Source organism: Chryseobacterium sp. 'Rf worker isolate 10' (assembly GCF_050753305.1).
GTDB lineage: Bacteria > Bacteroidota > Bacteroidia > Flavobacteriales > Weeksellaceae > Chryseobacterium.
In genome coordinates, this window is record NZ_JBOZOF010000005.1 from 218443 (window position 1) to 235490 (window position 17048).

15 protein-coding genes and 1 tRNA gene are annotated in these 17048 nt (G+C 36.0%); 6 read left to right on the forward strand and 10 right to left on the reverse strand.

Going from position 1 to position 17048, the window contains the following annotated elements; genetic code table 11:
• Positions 1-35 precede the first annotated feature (35 nt).
• From LKL37_RS20745 to LKL37_RS20785, 9 genes are all read right to left on the reverse strand, one after another.
• Entirely contained in the window at positions 36-833 is a 798-nt protein-coding gene (locus LKL37_RS20745; protein WP_431612323.1) for a tetratricopeptide repeat protein, read from the reverse strand.
• A complete protein-coding gene (locus LKL37_RS20750) occupies positions 805-1326 on the reverse strand; it encodes a hypothetical protein (RefSeq protein ID WP_431612324.1) in 522 nt (173 codons plus the stop codon). Before LKL37_RS20750 ends, LKL37_RS20745 begins: the two co-directional genes overlap by 29 nt.
• Positions 1327-1332: 6 nt before the next feature.
• Positions 1333-2769, reverse strand: a complete 1437-nt coding sequence (gene miaB / locus LKL37_RS20755) for a tRNA (N6-isopentenyl adenosine(37)-C2)-methylthiotransferase MiaB (protein WP_431612325.1) — start codon at positions 2767-2769, stop codon at positions 1333-1335.
• An 83-nt stretch (positions 2770-2852) separates the two neighbouring features.
• Entirely contained in the window at positions 2853-3578 is a 726-nt protein-coding gene (locus LKL37_RS20760; protein ID WP_431612326.1) for an energy transducer TonB, read from the reverse strand.
• A 17-nt stretch (positions 3579-3595) separates the two neighbouring features.
• Entirely contained in the window at positions 3596-4042 is a 447-nt protein-coding gene (locus LKL37_RS20765) for a hypothetical protein (RefSeq protein ID WP_431612327.1), read from the reverse strand.
• A gap of 169 nt (positions 4043-4211) precedes the next feature.
• Positions 4212-5945 (reverse strand): thiamine pyrophosphate-dependent enzyme, encoded by a 1734-nt coding sequence (locus LKL37_RS20770; RefSeq protein WP_431612328.1) that lies wholly within the window; start codon positions 5943-5945, stop codon positions 4212-4214.
• Between the two features lie 239 nt (positions 5946-6184).
• Entirely contained in the window at positions 6185-7387 is a 1203-nt protein-coding gene (gene lysA / locus LKL37_RS20775; protein ID WP_185126214.1) for a diaminopimelate decarboxylase, read from the reverse strand.
• A 260-nt stretch (positions 7388-7647) separates the two neighbouring features.
• Positions 7648-8871 carry a 3'-5' exonuclease gene (locus LKL37_RS20780; RefSeq protein ID WP_431612329.1) on the reverse strand — a complete coding sequence of 408 codons (1224 nt, stop codon included), beginning with the start codon at positions 8869-8871 and terminating at the stop codon, positions 7648-7650.
• 149 nt (positions 8872-9020) lie between these two features.
• Positions 9021-10547, reverse strand: coding sequence for a helicase HerA-like domain-containing protein (locus LKL37_RS20785; RefSeq protein ID WP_431612330.1), 1527 nt, complete (start codon positions 10545-10547; stop codon positions 9021-9023).
• A gap of 142 nt (positions 10548-10689) precedes the next feature.
• Here LKL37_RS20785 and LKL37_RS20790 point away from each other — a divergent pair, with 142 nt between their 5' ends.
• The 3 genes from LKL37_RS20790 (at position 10690) to LKL37_RS20800 (ending at position 13693) form a co-directional block, all read left to right on the forward strand.
• Positions 10690-11751, forward strand: a complete 1062-nt coding sequence (locus tag LKL37_RS20790) for a hypothetical protein (RefSeq protein WP_431612331.1) — start codon at positions 10690-10692, stop codon at positions 11749-11751.
• Positions 11752-11964: 213 nt separating this feature from the next.
• A complete protein-coding gene (locus tag LKL37_RS20795; RefSeq protein ID WP_431612332.1) occupies positions 11965-13374 on the forward strand; it encodes an MBL fold metallo-hydrolase in 1410 nt (469 codons plus the stop codon).
• 19 nt (positions 13375-13393) lie between these two features.
• The gene (locus tag LKL37_RS20800; protein WP_047424552.1) at positions 13394-13693 is read left to right on the forward strand and encodes a thioredoxin family protein; all 300 of its coding nucleotides are present in this window, start codon (positions 13394-13396) and stop codon (positions 13691-13693) included.
• A gap of 49 nt (positions 13694-13742) precedes the next feature.
• Here LKL37_RS20800 and LKL37_RS20805 read toward each other — a convergent pair whose 3' ends face one another.
• Positions 13743-14495, reverse strand: coding sequence for a nitrilase-related carbon-nitrogen hydrolase (locus LKL37_RS20805; RefSeq protein ID WP_431612333.1), 753 nt, complete (start codon positions 14493-14495; stop codon positions 13743-13745).
• Positions 14496-14717: 222 nt separating this feature from the next.
• Here LKL37_RS20805 and LKL37_RS20810 point away from each other — a divergent pair, with 222 nt between their 5' ends.
• From LKL37_RS20810 to LKL37_RS20820, 3 genes are all read left to right on the forward strand, one after another.
• Positions 14718-15158, forward strand: a complete 441-nt coding sequence (locus tag LKL37_RS20810) for a DUF6646 family protein (protein ID WP_431612334.1) — start codon at positions 14718-14720, stop codon at positions 15156-15158.
• A gap of 106 nt (positions 15159-15264) precedes the next feature.
• Positions 15265-16755: an RIP metalloprotease RseP gene (gene rseP, locus LKL37_RS20815; RefSeq protein ID WP_431612335.1), complete on the forward strand. Its 1491-nt coding sequence runs from the start codon at positions 15265-15267 to the stop codon at positions 16753-16755.
• Positions 16756-16835: 80 nt separating this feature from the next.
• Positions 16836-16909: transfer RNA gene (locus LKL37_RS20820), tRNA-Asn, on the forward strand.
• The last annotated feature ends 139 nt before the right edge of the window (positions 16910-17048 follow it).

Consider the following 17048-nt stretch of genomic DNA (forward strand, 5'->3'; position numbering starts at 1 on the left):
AGTAAATTTTTGATTATTGATTTAATGTTAATTTTCTACAGGGCTTCAATCTCTTCTCTGTAGATTTTGTTAAAATGATGAGTGTAGACATCTTTCATAGTCTTTCCTTCATCATACGTTTGCAGGGCTAACATTTTTAAATCTAAATAATCTTTGTTTCTGATCTTAGAAACTTTACTTTTAAAGTATATATTCTCGGCAAAGTTGTATTCTTTGCTTTGTTTTTCAAAATTTTCCAGGGCTTTGTCATACCTTCCCAGTTCGAAATAAGTAACTCCTAACTGGTAATGATCGAACATTCCCTTCACATAACCTCTGGCAGCCAGAAGTTTTTCTATAATCCCAGCTGCTTTTTCTTTCTGTCCTAACGCACTGTAGGACATAGCTCTTACTACGTCCAGATTATAGTCTCCGTTTTGAGACCTTCCCAAGTCTCCGGGATAATATTTTTTTAATCCTTCTAAATCCTGAATAGCGCCTTTATAGTCTCTTAAAAACTGAAACTTCGTCCAGCCTCTATAGCCAAGGTGCATTTGGGGATCTAAAGCAACTGCTTTATCAATTAAAATCTTCCAGGCTACAAAATCTCCGTTTTTAAGATATGGAACAGCTTTTTCCATATACGCACGGGAGAAATCAGGGCATAGCTCTATAGCTTTATCAAAGCCTTCCTGAGATGCTGCATAGCCTTGTAAATCTGAAGCCCAGTTGTATAACTCACACGCTTTTTTGCAGTTCTCACCCTCTACTGCATTACAGTTGACCTGTGCAATAGTATTGGTGTAAACGATAAGTAACAAAAAGCTAAGGTAATACCTCTGAAACTTTTCCATTTTCAATTTTATAGGTTAAATACTGATAATAATCTACTTTCAACCCTTTTATCTCTTTCGGCATCCAGCCATCGAGTGATTTTGTAAACTTCAGTATCTTATTTTCTAATTTTTCATCCAGTACAGTATCTTTCAGATCCGGGCTCATATGCTGCAGTCTGAACATTCCTGTCTTTCCTTCACAATTTACTAAAAATCTTACGGTAATATAACCGTTGATTTCCTTTTCAGAATATATATTTTCTTTTTTAAGTTTTTCAGTGATCGCAATTTTTTCGCCTTTATAGCTAAATTCCGCTGTACCCTGATAATACTGAAAACTGAAGTGTCCCCATTTTTCTGAACCACATTTTTTAAAATCAGCATCATCCAGTTTTTTAACAAATTCTATATCACCTACCGTGGCAGGGTATTTTTTTACATTTTTTTCTGTCTGGCAAGATACCAGAGCAAACGAAAGCATTGCAAAAAGATAAACTGCTTTGATGACCACTTCAATTTATTCCGCTGTTCTCCCTAAAAGTGTGCCTTGTGTATTGTCATGTACAAAAACGTTCACAATGTCACCTATTTTCTGTCCCTCCAGTTTATCGAAAACACATACAGCATTCTGAGAATTTCTTCCTTTCCATTGGTTTTTGTTCTTCTTGGAAATTCCTTCAATCAGAACTTCATGCACTCTTCCTACATAAGATTTCATTCTTTGGTTTGAAAGTTCTCCCTGAAGAGCAATAACCTCAGCAAGACGTCTCTGTTTCACATCAGCAGGAATATTGTCTTCCATTTTTTTGTGAGCCGGAGTTCCTGGTCTTTCTGAGTATGCGAACATATAACCGTAGTCATATTCTACTTCTCTCATCAGACTTAGAGTATCCTGGTGATCTTCTTCTGATTCGTTACAGAATCCAACGATCATATCCTGAGAAAAAGCTACTTCAGGAACAATTTCCTTCGCTTTTTTAATCAGATCAAGGTATTCCTCACGGGTATGCTGTCTGTTCATAGCTTCAAGCATATTATTGCTTCCACTTTGTACAGGAAGGTGTACATATTTACAGATGTTGTCGTGTTTTGCCATCATTCTGAATACATCCAGGCTCATATCCTGTGGATTTGAAGTCGAGAATCTGATTCTCAATTCAGGAACAGCTTTAGCCACTAAATCAAGAAGCTGGGCAAAATTAACAGCTGTTGCTTTCTGCATTTCAGAAGCTTTAGCAAAGTCTTTTTTAGGACCTCCTCCATACCAAAGGTAAGAGTCTACGTTTTGGCCTAAAAGGGTAATTTCTTTATATCCGTTATTCGCAAGATCTTTACATTCATCTATGATAGAGTGTGGATCGCGGCTTCTTTCTCTCCCTCTTGTAAAAGGAACTACACAGAATGTGCACATGTTATCACAACCTCTGGTAATGGTAACAAAAGCTGTAACTCCGTTTCCGCCTAAACGAACAGGATTAATATCTGCATAGGTTTCTTCTTTGGAAAGGATTACGTTGATAGCATCTCTTCCATCATCGGTTTCTTTTAAAAGATTAGGCAGGTCTCTATAAGCATCCGGACCTACCACAAGGTCAACCAGCTGTTCTTCTTCTAAGAATTTGGTTTTCAATCTTTCCGCCATACATCCCAAAACTCCTACCGTCATATTCGGTTTTTCTTTTTTCAGATTTTTGAACTGAGAAAGACGCATTCTTACCGTCTGTTCTGCTTTTTCACGGATAGAACATGTATTTAAAAGAATCAAGTCTGCTTCTTCTACTTTCATTGTTGTATTATACCCCTGTTCATTAAGGATAGATGCAACAATCTCAGAATCAGAGAAATTCATCTGACAACCATAGCTTTCTAAAAACAATTTTTTAGAATTTTCCGGTCTTTCTGCAATAGCAAAAGCTTCACCCTGTTTTGTTTCGTCTATATATTTTTCCTGCACGATGATCAATTTAAGGTCCGCAATATTTAATTACGAACAAATAAGTTTGCAAAGATACAAAATATTGTGACAGAATGTCAGGATTATCTTTCGGTAAATGTTATTGAAAACTGTACCGGAAATGAAATTCTCTCTACAATAGGAATATCTTTATAAAATGCTGGTATCCAAACCTTTTTCATCCTGGCAAGAGTCCTCATAAAATCATTATTGAAATTTTTATTATCGACTTCAGGATAAATTCTAGGTTTAATAATATGCCCGTCTTTGCTAATATAAAATTCAAGATTTACTTTCCCGTTAAGCTGGTAATCCGCAAAAATCGTCATAAAATGATCATGAAATAATGTATGAAAAACTTTTGCTCCTTCCGGATATTTGGTATGCGCTACAAATTTGTTGGCATCATAACCCGGCTGATAATTGCTCATCAAATCTTTTGGATATAAAATAAATTCAGTAATAGCTCCAATTTTCCAGCCTTTTGCTTCAGCCGGTTTCCACTTTTTAAGATTTTTAAGAAGCTCTCTGGACAGATCGTACGCACATTTGTTTCTTGCAATATTAGCGGTATCCGAATCTTTAATAAATTTAACTTCAGCTTTTTCTGTTACAATAATTCTTGGCTGATAAATCTCTTTTTCATCACATTCCTTAAATTTATTATTAACAAGATATTCATGAGCATCTTTATAGAAGTTAACGATTCCTCCTTCATAAAAACTTTGTTTTTCCGGATATTCATCAAGTATCTGCGCTTTAAACATAGATACAAAAGCCAGGAAAAACATAAGAAAAACATTTTTCATTATTGTGTTTAAATTATTTAATCAATATCTGCTGAAATGGAAGAGAAATTCATTTTAACTTTAATCTGTGAAGCTACAGGCTGCCCGTTACAAGACGCCGGAGTCCAGTTTTTCTTAATTCTTCTCACCACATACTGCATATCATCAAAGAAAACTTCGCTGTTCTGCACTTTAGGCATTCCTTTCACATCTACCACTTTTCCTTTATTATCAAGCACCAGCGTAAATGTAAAATCACCCGTAAGAGCATAGAAATCCGAATTCAGGTACGCATACATATATCTGTTCAGGATATCTTTATACGCGGCAACGCCACCTTCATATGCTGCAGGTTTGAAATCATTACATTTCACAGCAACCTGCATAAAAGGTTCTTTAATATCTATTTTCAGAACACTCTTATTGCTTTCTCTGATAAAAGAGTCATCGCGTTCTTCCTGATCCTGTGCGAATGAAAAATTCATGACGCATAAGGCTAAAAATAAAAATATCGTTCTCATAGCTTTGTTTACTAATAATAAACAAAGGTAAATATTTAGCCCATTTATATAAAAGAAAAACTTCACACAAAGTATGAAGTTTTAAAATATTGATTCTTTATTTCAGATATACCTGAAACTTGTTACTTTTTGGTCATAGCAAGCCTTTAATATGCTTATAATTGCTTTTTACGGTTTCAAAGACCTCATCCATTTTACCGCCGAGCATCAGCTGGGCCATAGACTTGGTCATTCCCATAATCTGATCAAATTCAATTTTTGGGGGAAGAGCAAGCGCATTGGGATTGGTGAAGATATTCAGAAGATATGGGCCGTCGTGGTTTAAACATTCTTTGATAGCACCTTCCACTTCTTCAGGAAGATGTACATTTTTACCGGGATAACCCATCGCATGGGCTACCATTGCAAAATCCGGATTAATCATATCTGTTTCGTTATCGGGCATTCCGCCTACTTCCATTTCCAGCTTTACCATCCCTAAAGTTCTGTTATTGAATACAATGAGTTTTATGGGTAATTTATACTGAAAAATGGTTGCCATATCTCCTAATAACATTGATAATCCTCCATCACCACATAGGGCAATAACCTGTTTTTCAGGATGGGATAAAGCAGCTCCGATAGCCATTGGCATTGCATTCGCCATTGATCCGTGATTAAAGGAACCAAGCATTTTTCTTTCTCCTGTTCCCGTAATAAAACGGGCTCCCCACACACAGCACATTCCGGTGTCTACGGTAAAAACAGCGTCATGTTTAGCAAGTTTATCTAAAGTATGCGCCACATATTCCGGCTGAATAGCATTTTCTTTTCCAAAATCTTTGACATACTCCAACTGATTTTCTTTTACTTTATCATAAAATGCCAGCTGTTCGTTCAGGAAATGGACATCAGTTTTTTCTTCCAACAAGGGAAGTAATGCTTTAATGGTTTCTTTGACATCCCCTGCAAGCCCCAGCTCTAGTTTCGCTCTTCTTCCTAATCTTTCAGGGCTTTCATCAATCTGGACTATTTTATTTTTTACAGGCATGAATTTTTGATAAGGAAAATCCGTTCCCAAAAGGATTACAAGATCTGCTTCATGCATGGCGTGATAAGCTGAGGGGAATCCTAATAATCCTGTAAGCCCTACTTCATTAGGATTATTGGGTTGAATAGCCATTTTACCACGGAAAGAATACCCTACAGGAGCTTTTAATAAATCAGACAAAGTGATCACCTCATTACGGGCTTCAGTAGCGCCTATTCCACAGTACAGGGTTACTTTTTTGCTTTTATTAATTAGTTCTGATAAGCTTTTCAGCTCATGATCAGATGGTCTTATAACAGGATTAGTTTTAAAGATTTGAGTGGAAGTAGAACCTTCCTCGGCATCCAGTTCAGAAACATCCCCCGGAAGACCTATCACGGCCACTCCTTTTTTGGAAATAGCATGTTGAATAGCTGTCTGAACAGTTCTTTGCACCTGCTCAGGTCTTGTAATCATCTGGTTATAATAACTGCAGTCATCAAAGAGTTTTATTGTATTGGTTTCCTGGAAATAATCCATCCCCATTTCATCACTGGGGATAGTGGAGGCAATCACCAGCATTGGGACATGGGAGCGGTGCGCTTCATAAACTCCATTAATCAAATGAACGTGCCCAGGACCGCAACTTCCGGCACAGACTGCCAAACCATCAAGCTCCGCTTCTGCAGCCGCAGCATAAGCTCCTACTTCCTCATGCCTTACATGAATCCATTGGATAGTGCTTTTTTTGACAGCAATATTCAGATGGTTGAGACTGTCGCCGGTTACTGCATAAATTCTTTTCACATTGGCATTTTCGAGCATTTCAACAATCTGCTCTGCTATGTTTTTGGCCATAATTACTTTGTTTTGGTGGTTTTTTGGTGAAAATAGGACTGAGAAGGATAATAATCTTCCTATTTCTATCAAATTTAGCTAATAAAGTTGAAAACACAGTCCCATTTCAATGTTAAAACTTTGTAATTTTATCATAAAACCTGGTGTTTTTTACACTAGAAGATTTCAATTAATAAAAAACGATTTAAAAACAAAACAGCCACCCAAAAAGGCGGCTGTTTATATATTATGTTTCAGATTTACATTACTATTTCAATCTGATTTCTCAACAAATCTTCGAACTCATCTCTCTTACGGATCAAATGAGCTTTTCCATCTAGGAACAGGACTTCAGCTGGTTTTAATCTTGAGTTAAAGTTTGAACTCATTTCAAAACCATAAGCTCCTGCATTATGGAAAGCAAGAATATCGCCTTCTCTTACCTCATTCAGTTTTCTGTCCCAAGCGAAAGTATCTGTTTCGCAGATATTTCCTACTACCGTATAAATTCTTTCCGCTCCTTTTGGATTGGATAAGTTCTCAATCATATGATAAGAATCGTAGAACATTGGACGGATCAAATGATTAAATCCTGAATTCACTCCAACAAAAACCGTAGCTGTCGTCTGCTTGATCACATTAGCTTTCACTAATAAATATCCGCTTTTTCCAACCAGGAATTTTCCAGGTTCAAACCATAATTCGAATTTTTTTCCTGTAGTTTTTGAAAACTCAGAAATTACTTTTTCTACTTTTTTACCTAATGTTCTTACATCAGTTTCTTCTTCACTATCCTGATAAGGGATTTTAAAACCACTTCCCATATCCAGATATTTCAGGTTCGGGAAATGCTCAGAAAGCTCCAGCATGATATCTAAAGCCTGTAAAAATACATCCGGATCTTTGATCTCGCTTCCTGTATGCATGTGAAGCCCTTCAACATTCAGATTTGTACTTTTCATCACTCTTTCAATGTGACGAACCTGGTGAATGGAAATACCGAATTTACTATCGATATGTCCTGTTGAAATCTTATAGTTACCTCCAGCAAAAATATGCGGGTTGATTCTTACTAAAATCGGATATGTATTTCCGTATTTATTCCCGAACTGCTCAAGAATAGAAATGTTATCAATGTTTATATGAACTCCGAAAGTCATTGCTTCTTCTATTTCGGCAAGATCAACACAGTTGGGAGTAAACAATATCTTTTCTTTTGGAAATCCCGCCTTTAGTCCAAGCTTCACTTCATTAATGGATACACAATCCAAAGAAGCGCCCAGATTCTTGACATACTTAAGGATATTGATGTTTGTCAACGCCTTCGCTGCATAGAAGAACTTTGTATGTTTTAAAAAAGAAGATGTAAGTTTTTCGTATTGAACTTTGATGGATTCCGCATCATAAACATACACCGGGGTGCCAAACTCATTGGCAATCTTTAATAATTCTTTTGAATTCATAATTTCATTTTAACATAAAAAAAGGCAGATTCTTATAAAAAGAGCCTGCCGCATTGATTATTTTTTATGCAAGACAACTCTTTTAAATATTCCAAACCTTAGAGAACCTTACAGCTCCCTTTTTTCCAGTTTTAATTTGTTTAAAATTTTGCATTGCTTCTATTTATTTTTTACAAAAATACTATTTATTTTTTATTTTTCGAAAATTGATTTTAAAAGCACCTTCTTTCAGATCAACTTGTAAAGTGCTAATTCCTATATCATTTCGGTAAAGGCAGTGTTTCAAAATCGCTGCGAAGGAGCGCCAGCTGCAATTCGTTATTCAAATCTGTGGAAGATAGCGGAAGGTCAATTTTTAATTTAGCCAGCTTACTTAAAGTCTGAATTTGTGTAAACAGTTCATAAAAACCAAATGAAACCACTTTCCCGTTTTCTATGATTAAAAATAATTTTTCACCCAGCTTTCTTCCCTGTCCCAGCCACAATTCATTTCTTTTTCTGAATTCAATTTTCTGTTTCAGTACGGAGAAGTCTTGAAATTCTTCCTGAGAGCCAATAAACTGAACGGCTTTTGTCCCTTGCGTAAATGATCTGAATTTTAAAACTGGTTTCTCGGTTTTATTGAGTGTATTTTTCTCAACTACATATTTATTATTCCTGAAATACAACCCGAAAGGTAAAACTTCTTTCTTCTTAATATTCTTGGAATTAAGAATCAGCTTGGCAATAATATCTGTTCCGGTGAGCTCAAAATTAATCTGCTCAACATCTTTCTGGATCTGTTCCCATTTTTTTGATTTGGAATTGAAAACCTTTTTGGAAAATTTGTTGATATCCTGAACATAATCCGAGAACATAATACGTCCTGCTTCATCCTGAAAATACACAAATCCCTTATCATTAGGAAGATCCTGAGTAAGCTCTTTGATCTTATTGATATAGGTTTTTGCATTAGACTCATCATGCTGTTTCTGAATGATTTCATTTTCTATATCTTTTGAAATCAAAAGTTTGAAAAGTTCCAATGTAGCTCTTGCATCACCTTCAGCTCTATGATGATTGGTCAAAGGAATTCCTAGTGATTTCACCAGTTTTCCCAAAGAATAACTTACCTCATCAGGAATCAGTTTTTTCGCCAGCGGAATTGTATCTAAAGTATTGATTTTAAAATCATAACCAAGTCGTTTGAATGACTGACGAAGCATTCTGTAATCAAAATCAATATTATGACCTACCAATGTTGTATTTTGAGTTATTTCAATAACTCTTTTTGCAATTTCGTGAAATTTCGGAGCAGTTTTGACCATTTTTGGGGTAATACTGGTCAGTTTCTGCACAAAAGGAGTAATATCACCTTCAGGATTTACCAGAGAGATAAACTGGTCCGTGATTTTCTGACCGTCATATCTGTAAATGGCGATATCTATAATGCATTCATTTCTATAACCTGCACCATTACTTTCTATATCTATAATTGAATACATTGAATGTGTGTTAACTGCTGTTTTGTCATTTATATTGAAAACCGACCTCTTATTCCCCAATAAAATCCGGTTTTATTTTTACTGTTATGTAAAGATAGCCCGCTAAAATAACAAAAAATATGTCAAAATATAACAGATTACCTTCAAAGTTATCTTCTTCTGCCTCCCAGGCCAAACATTCCGAGAATAGCTTTTGCCCCTTCTCTCATTAATGTAGAGGTAAAAGTACGGCCTGCTTTACTTTGTAATACCTGTTCAAACATTCCCGGTTCTTCTTTTACCGGTTTTGTCTTTTGGGTTGGCGCTGGGTTTTGTGCAGCCTGTTCCATTCTGTTGGTCAGCATTTCATAAGCAGATTCCCTGTCAATAGGCTGCTCATATTTTGCAACAAGTGCCGATCTTGAAGTCAGATCTGAGATTTCGTCCGAACTCAAAACATCCATTCTTGATTCCGGAGAGATCAAATAAGTATGTACTAATGGTGTTGGAATTCCTTTTTCATCAAGAGCCGTTACAAACGCTTCTCCAATTCCCAAATTCTGGATCAGGCTGGAAGCATTATAATATTCTGTGGTAGGATAATTTTCAACGGCTTTGGTAATTTCTTTTTTATCTTTTGCGGTAAATCCTCTTAGTGCGTGCTGTATCTTCAGTCCTAATTGGGAAAGAACATTTTCAGGGACATCACCAGGAATCTGAGTAATAAAATAGATCCCCACTCCTTTGGAGCGGATCAGTTTTACCATTGTTTCAATTTGTGAAAGAAGTGCTTTTGAAGCTTCATCAAAAATCAGGTGAGCCTCATCTATGAAAAGAACTAACTTTGGTTTGCCACTATCTCCTTCTTCCGGAAATGTCATATAAATTTCAGCAAAAAGTGAAAGCATAAAGGTTGAAAAAAGCTGTGGCTTATTCTGAATATCTGCTACTCTTAAAATATTAACCACTCCTTTTCCGTCTCTTGTTTCCAGTAAATCATGAACATCAAAACTTAATTCACCGAAGAATCCTGCTGCTCCCTGCTGTTCTAAAGCTACAATAGATCTTAAAATGGTTCCAAGAGATGCTGGTGCAATAGACCCGTAGTTGGCTGCAAGCTCTGCTTTCCCCTGTGCATTATCCGTAACGTACTGCAGTACCTTCTTCAGATCGTTAAGATCAATTAAGGGAAGTCCTTTATCATCACAGTATTTGAAGACAATAGACATAATGCTTTGCTGAGTATCATTAAGCTCCAGAATTTTACTTAGTAAAACAGGCCCGAATTCCGTAACAGTAGCCCTTAATTTCACTCCTTCACCCCCGGAAATACTCATCAACTCTACCGGAAAGGCTTGCGGAGTATAGGGAAGCTGTGTTTTAGCATATCTTTCTTCAATAATGGGATTCATTTCTCCTGCTTCTGCAATTCCGGAGAAATCCCCTTTGATATCCAGCACCAAAGATGGAATTCCTGCATGAGAAAGCTGTTCTGCAAATACCTGCAGTGTTTTTGTTTTACCGGTTCCCGTAGCTCCGGCAATAAGACCATGACGGTTAATGGTTTTCAGGGGAATGGTTACGTTTACTTCTGTAACCACTTCACCATCCAGCATTCCCTTTCCTAATATAATATGCTCTCCTTTGGGAGTGTATCTAGTGTTGAGTTCTTCAATAAATTGTGTTTTGTCTGCCATTTGATCGCTTTTTTAAACTTATAAATATAGAATTTTTTGCAAAAGTTTGAGTAATTAAAATAATATTATGTGATTAAATTATGTTATACGTTCACTCAATTTATTTTTTAATTTAGCCTTCACAACAACATATATACCACAGATGATTTCATTTAAGAAAATTCTACTCGTTATTTTCACTTCTTACTCCATCCTACTTTTTTCTCAAAAACGAAATGAGCCAGTTAATTTACAGATAAAAGGAGATTATACCCATTTGCCAACATCAAGTATTTTTCCAGCCTTATGGTCTGGTTTTCAAAGAGAAGCCATCCTCTCTTACGACTTACAGAATAAGCACGTTGTCGTAAGTTATGTACAGCAAAGTAGTAAAAAAAGTAAAACGGTACTCACCCTATACGTTTACCCTAAAAAATCAGTTGACAATCAGCTTTTAAGAGATGAATTTTCTGTGTATGAAACGGTTCTTAATCAGAATTCTAATAAAAGTGTAGATTTAAAACCTGTGTTCGGAAGTTCATCTAATGATCAGGTAAAAGTACATTATGTCTATTCCATATTTGATCACGCAATGGGTGAACGTGATTTTTTTAAGGGCATAAAATATACAGATAAGAAATCACTTCTTTCTATTTATGAATGTGGAGGCTGGGGTTTTAAAATCAGAGTATCAAGTGATGAAATGACATCAGATCAGCTGGCAGAGCTTAAAAACAAAGCTGAGACTTATTTTGAATTATTGAATATAGCGTCTAAAAAACCTCTTCCCATTAGCCACACACCAGATATTATCTTGTCTCCCACTATCAAAAGGGATTCTATGATGACTAATGCGGTGATTACTGCTGCTCAGGCAAAAATAAAGTGGCTGGGAGAAAATTCAGACAAAAAAGAACTTCTGACAGGATTCAATGATATGAACATAGAGTCTGAAGTATATGCTATAGAAAAAATGATAGAATTCTATAAAAAACATGAAAAAGACTGGCCCATGCACGAAGACACCAAAAAATATTTTGCTGAAATGATAAAGATAGCAGATAACGGAAAGATTAAAGATTACCTCTATGACAAATACAACAGACTCATCCATTATGATGAAGGAGAAGCTAAAAAAGATGAATATCTACAATTCAAAACAGATAAGAATATTACAGAAAACACTAATGAAGTTCTGTACAAAATATACTATAGCATAGAGTAACCAAGATCTTTAGAAACTACATTCCATAATCCTCACATGATATAAAACAGCATTTGTTATTTATCTTTATCTAAGGCATTCTTTTTGCTAAAAAACAAGATATACTAAACATACGTTTAACAAAGTATTGAAAGAAACTATCAATGGGATTTAACATTTCATTTAGAATTTATCTAATACTTTGTATCTTTAACTCATTAAAAAAAGACCCCAATGAAAATTGAACAAATATATACGGGCTGTCTGGCTCAGGGTGCCTATTATATTGTATCAGAGAATGAAGCAGTGATTATAGATCCTTTAAGAGAGGTAAAACCATATCTGGATCGCCTGGAAAAAGACAATGTCACTTTAAAATATATTTTTGAAACTCACTTCCATGCTGATTTCGTATCGGGACACTTGGATTTAAGCAAAAAAACTGGTGCTCCGATTGTATACGGACCTACTGCTGCTCCGGAATTTGAAGCCATTATTGCTAAAGATGATCAGATTTTTGAGATCGGAAAAATAAAAATAAAGGTAATGCACACTCCGGGACACACCATGGAAAGCAGCACTTATCTTTTAATAGACGAAAATGGTGTTGAAACTGCAATTTTTACAGGTGACACCCTATTTTTAGGAGATGTAGGAAGACCGGATCTTGCACAGAAGGCGACTAATCTTACCCAGGAAGACCTTGCGGGGATTTTGTATGACAGTCTTCAAAACAAAATCATGCCATTGGATGACAGTATAACAGTTTATCCTGCTCACGGTGCCGGATCTGCCTGTGGAAAAAATATGCAGAAAGAAACGGTAGACATTTTAGGAAACCAAAAGAAAACGAATTACGCACTTAACCAACCGGATAAAGCATCTTTTATCAGAGAGGTTCTGGATGGTTTAACAGCTCCACCGAAATATTTCGGAATGAATGTCGCACTCAATAAAGGCGGATATGAAAGTCTGGATGTAGTAATGAACAAAGGACTGCAACCTGTTGCACCGGAAGATTTTGAAGCTTTGGCAGAGGAAACAGGAGCATTAATTTTAGATACAAGAGGCGCTGCGGACTTCCATAAAGGCTTTGTTCCGAACTCTATCAATATAGGACTAAAAGGAGATTTTGCCCCATGGGTAGGAACTCTTATTGTAGATGTAAAACATCCTTTATTACTAGTTACAGACGAAGGTACTGAAGAGGAAGTCATCACAAGACTAAGCAGAGTAGGTTTTGATAATGTGATAGGATATCTGAAAGGAAGTTTTGAAGCATGGAAGAATGCAGGCATGGAAACTGACGAGATCAAAAGAATCACTCCGGCTGAATTTGCAGAACAGTTTACAAAAGAAGCTATAGTAGTGGATGTAAGAAAACTGACTGAATATTCTGCAGAACATATTGACAATGCTTATAACAAGCCATTAGACACTATCAGTGACTGGGCTCGCACTATTGATGATTCTGAACATTTCTTCCTGCACTGCGCGGGCGGATACAGAAGCATGATTGCAGCAAGCATTCTTAACTCACACGGAATCAGAAACTTTACCGAAATCGAAGGTGGTTTTAACGGAATCAAAAAAACAGAAAAATTTCCGACTACTGATTTTGTATGTCAATCTAAAACATCTTAAGATCATAAAAAACTAAACTATGTCACAAAAATTTCAGGAAATCATTGATTCCGAAAGACCCGTATTGATCGATTTTTTCGCAACATGGTGCCAACCTTGCAAAGTACAGTCTTCGGTATTAAATACGGTAAAGGAAAATATTGGCGAAGGAGCCAGAATCATAAAGGTAGATGTAGACCAATATCCCGCACTGGCAGCACAATATGGAGTGCGTGGAGTGCCTACACTGGCTATTTTCAAAAAAGGGGAAATGCTATGGAAGGAAAGTGGTGTTCATGATGTGAATACATTAACGAACCTTCTGCAGCAATATGTTTAGATAAAGACAAAAAAAGGCTGAAATTCAAATGAATTTCAGCCTTTTTTATTTATAGTTGGATTGAGAAACTGTCCCTATCATTCAAAAACTGAAAATGTTTTCTAAAATCTTTCAATTCCTCCATATATAATTCTGCAGATACAAGATTTCCTTGTTTTTGGGAAATTTCTTTTCCGTCAGCAAAGAAACAGTGTGAGCTTTCCTGATAAAACAGGTCATTTCCATCGGTTCCAATTCTGTTTAAACCAAACACAAAAGATAAATTTTCAATCGCCCTGGCTTTCAACAGATGCTCCCATGCTCCTACTCTTTTCTCAGGCCAGTTGGCAACATATAAAATCGCATCATAATCATCATTATTTCTTGCAAAAACAGGAAAACGCAGATCATAACAAACCTGAAGCAGGAAGCGTATTTCTTTATATTCAACAATTACTCTGTCTTTTCCAGGCGTATACACTTTATCTTCCCCGGAAAAAGAAAACAGGTGTCTTTTATCATAAAAAGAGGTTTGACCATCCGGCTTTATAAAGTACATTCTGTTGTAAAAATTTCCATCTTGTTCTACCGGAGTACTTCCACAGAATGCTGCATTTTTCTCTTTCGAGATTTTTTTCAAAAACTCCAGCGATTCATTATTTCTATCCGAAACTTCAGAAGCATCCATACAAAAACCTGTTGAAAACATTTCGGGAAGAAGAAACAGATCTGCCTCCACATTCTGAAGTTCGTTTTCTATGAGTTTAAAGTTTTCAGTTTTATTTTTCCAGATGATATCTAAATTAAGCCCTACAACTTTCATCTTTTATTCTTTTTAAATTATTCCAAATGTGATGTATAAAAATACAGCTTTTATCATTACAAAAGAAGAATTAAACGGTCTAAAAAGTAGTTTTACCTGCAAAAACGGAGGTATAATTCTTAATAATTTATTAAAGTCTTTCATTTTTATACTACAGATATTCTTTCGGTTTCATTTTTGATAGAGATATTTTTTATTATTATCCTTAAAAATTAGAAATTTATGAAGAAATTGTTTTTTATGGTAACGATCTTCTTTTTTAGTGCCATGGCTCATGCTCAAGCCTGGACAGGAAAAGGAGATCAGAAAATACAACTGGGGCTGAGTGCCTGGGGATATGGAACCGGAATAACGGGAACTTATGACTATGGACTTAACAAACTTATTTCAGTAGGTGCCGGGATCAATGGCTACTTCGACAATTATAAAAACAACGATAAGGATAATCGTGTTTTTGTGTTCGGGAGACTGAACTTTCACTTGCAGGAAGCTTTAAATCTACCTTCAAAATGGGATATTTACCCTGGAGTAGACCTTGGAGTATTAGGAAGAGACTTCGGAGTAGGCGCTCACATTGGAGCCCGCTATTTCTTTACAGAGAAAATAGGAGTTTTTGCAGAAGTAGGTAATAATGGCAGTCTTGGTGTTTCTTTCAATTTATAATCAAATCGTCTTTAAATATGACAAAGCTTCTCGTTTCGGGAAGCTTTTTTATTTGGCATAGTTTTGATAATTGTTACCTTTGCAAATTAAAATCTAAAAATTATTAATGGAAATAGCAATCAAACTTTTTCAGTTCATTCTGAGCATCTCTATACTTGTGCTTCTTCATGAGCTTGGGCATTTTTTACCGGCAATATGGTTCAAGACCAGAGCAGAGAAGTTTTTCCTGTTTTTTGATCCTTACTTCTCCATATTCTCCATGAAGAAAATCAACGGAAAATGGCAGTATAAATTTTTATCAAAGAACCTGCCGGATTCTGAAGTAATAGAGGTCAACGGAAAGAAGGAAGAAGTTCCTATCGATATATCAAAACTTCCGGACAATGACTGGAGAAAACATCCTGAACAAACTAAATACGGTATCGGATGGCTTCCTTTCGGAGGTTACGTGAAGATTGCCGGAATGGTAGACGAAAGTATGGATACTGCTCAAATGAAAAAACCGGCAGAACCATGGGAATTCAGATCAAAACCGGCTTGGCAGAGATTGATCATTATGCTGGGAGGGGTTACGGTTAACTTTTTCCTTGCATGGTTAATCTACAGCTGTCTTTCTTTCTTCAACGGAGAAACGTATACGGATATCACAAAATTCAACAATGGTATTGAAGCCACTTCAGCAGGAAAGAAAATGGGATTCCAGAACGGTGACAAAATCATCAGTGTAGACGGAAAACCTGCGGAAAGGCTTGAAAATACTTCAATTAATATTCTTTTAGGAGATCATGTTACTGTAAACAGAAACGGACAGGAAGTTACTTTCCCGGTAAATGCTGACGGTGTAGCAGATGTTCTTAAACAGAGAGAAGCAAAACTTTACATCACGCCAAGAGTTTCTATGGTGATTGATTCATTAGCTACTCCTTCTTCTCAGGCATCTGGTCTTGCAAAAGGAGATAAAATTGTAGGAATCAATGGTAAGAAAGCAGCATTCTTTGATGAAGTAAGTACTCTTTTAAGTGAAAACAAAGGAAAAACTGTTTCTGTAGACGTTGAAAGAAATGGTGCTTTACAGACATTACCAGCTGTTTCTGTTGATAAAAATGGGAAGCTGGGGATCGCAATTGACACCAAAAGTATTGCAAAAGATATTGTAACAAATAAAAAATATTCTTTTGGAGAAGCTATTCCAAGAGGGTTTACAAGAACTATTGAGGCATTAACCACTCAGGTTAAGCAGTTCAAAATTATGTTCAACTCTAAAGTTCAGGGGTATAAAAATGTAGGAGGTCCTATTGCAATTGTAAAGAATATGCCTGTAGATAAAGATGCAGACGGAAGCTTTAAAATCAATTGGGTGGCTTTCTGGAGCTTTACAGCAATGTTCTCTATTTGGCTGGCATTCCTGAACCTTATTCCTATCCCGGGACTTGATGGTGGGCACGTTTTATTTACTTTATATGAAATTATAGTAGGAAAACCAGTCCCGCAAAAGGTTTTAGAAAATGCACAGATGATTGGAGTTATCTTCCTGTTAGGATTGATGTTACTGATCTTCGGAAGCGACATTTTCAAGGTATTTACAGGGAAATTATAATTTTTTAAAATTTTTTCTTAAAAATATTTGTAGGGTATAAATATTCGTCCTATATTTGCACCACTTAAAACAAAGGACATTCCTCCTTAGCTCAGTTGGTTAGAGCATCTGACTGTTAATCAGAGGGTCGCTGGTTCGAGCCCAGCAGGAGGAGCAAAAAGACTTACATTTCTGTAAGTCTTTTTTTGTGCTTTAATGTGAACAATTTCATGGCAATGAGCTCAGAAATACAGATATTTGTATTTTATCTTAAGTTTTTATGAAATATTGATCTGTTTTATTGAATATCATCC

What these genes read in the sequence shown, in the direction of transcription:
- LKL37_RS20745 (WP_431612323.1), bottom strand. Translation starts at nt 833, where the DNA reads ATGGAAAAGTTTCAGAGGTATTACCTTAGCTTTTTGTTACTTATCGTT.
- LKL37_RS20760 (WP_431612326.1), bottom strand. Translation starts at nt 3,578, where the DNA reads ATGAAAAATGTTTTTCTTATGTTTTTCCTGGCTTTTGTATCTATGTTT.
- LKL37_RS20765 (WP_431612327.1), bottom strand. Translation starts at nt 4,042, where the DNA reads ATGAATTTTTCATTCGCACAGGATCAGGAAGAACGCGATGACTCTTTT.
- LKL37_RS20770 (WP_431612328.1), bottom strand. Translation starts at nt 5,945, where the DNA reads ATGGCCAAAAACATAGCAGAGCAGATTGTTGAAATGCTCGAAAATGCC.
- lysA (WP_185126214.1), bottom strand. Translation starts at nt 7,387, where the DNA reads ATGAATTCAAAAGAATTATTAAAGATTGCCAATGAGTTTGGCACCCCG.
- LKL37_RS20780 (WP_431612329.1), bottom strand. Translation starts at nt 8,871, where the DNA reads ATGTATTCAATTATAGATATAGAAAGTAATGGTGCAGGTTATAGAAAT.
- LKL37_RS20785 (WP_431612330.1), bottom strand. Translation starts at nt 10,547, where the DNA reads ATGGCAGACAAAACACAATTTATTGAAGAACTCAACACTAGATACACT.
- LKL37_RS20790 (WP_431612331.1), top strand. Translation starts at nt 10,690, where the DNA reads ATGATTTCATTTAAGAAAATTCTACTCGTTATTTTCACTTCTTACTCC.
- LKL37_RS20795 (WP_431612332.1), top strand. Translation starts at nt 11,965, where the DNA reads ATGAAAATTGAACAAATATATACGGGCTGTCTGGCTCAGGGTGCCTAT.
- LKL37_RS20800 (WP_047424552.1), top strand. Translation starts at nt 13,394, where the DNA reads ATGTCACAAAAATTTCAGGAAATCATTGATTCCGAAAGACCCGTATTG.
- LKL37_RS20805 (WP_431612333.1), bottom strand. Translation starts at nt 14,495, where the DNA reads ATGAAAGTTGTAGGGCTTAATTTAGATATCATCTGGAAAAATAAAACT.
- LKL37_RS20810 (WP_431612334.1), top strand. Translation starts at nt 14,718, where the DNA reads ATGAAGAAATTGTTTTTTATGGTAACGATCTTCTTTTTTAGTGCCATG.
- rseP (WP_431612335.1), top strand. Translation starts at nt 15,265, where the DNA reads ATGGAAATAGCAATCAAACTTTTTCAGTTCATTCTGAGCATCTCTATA.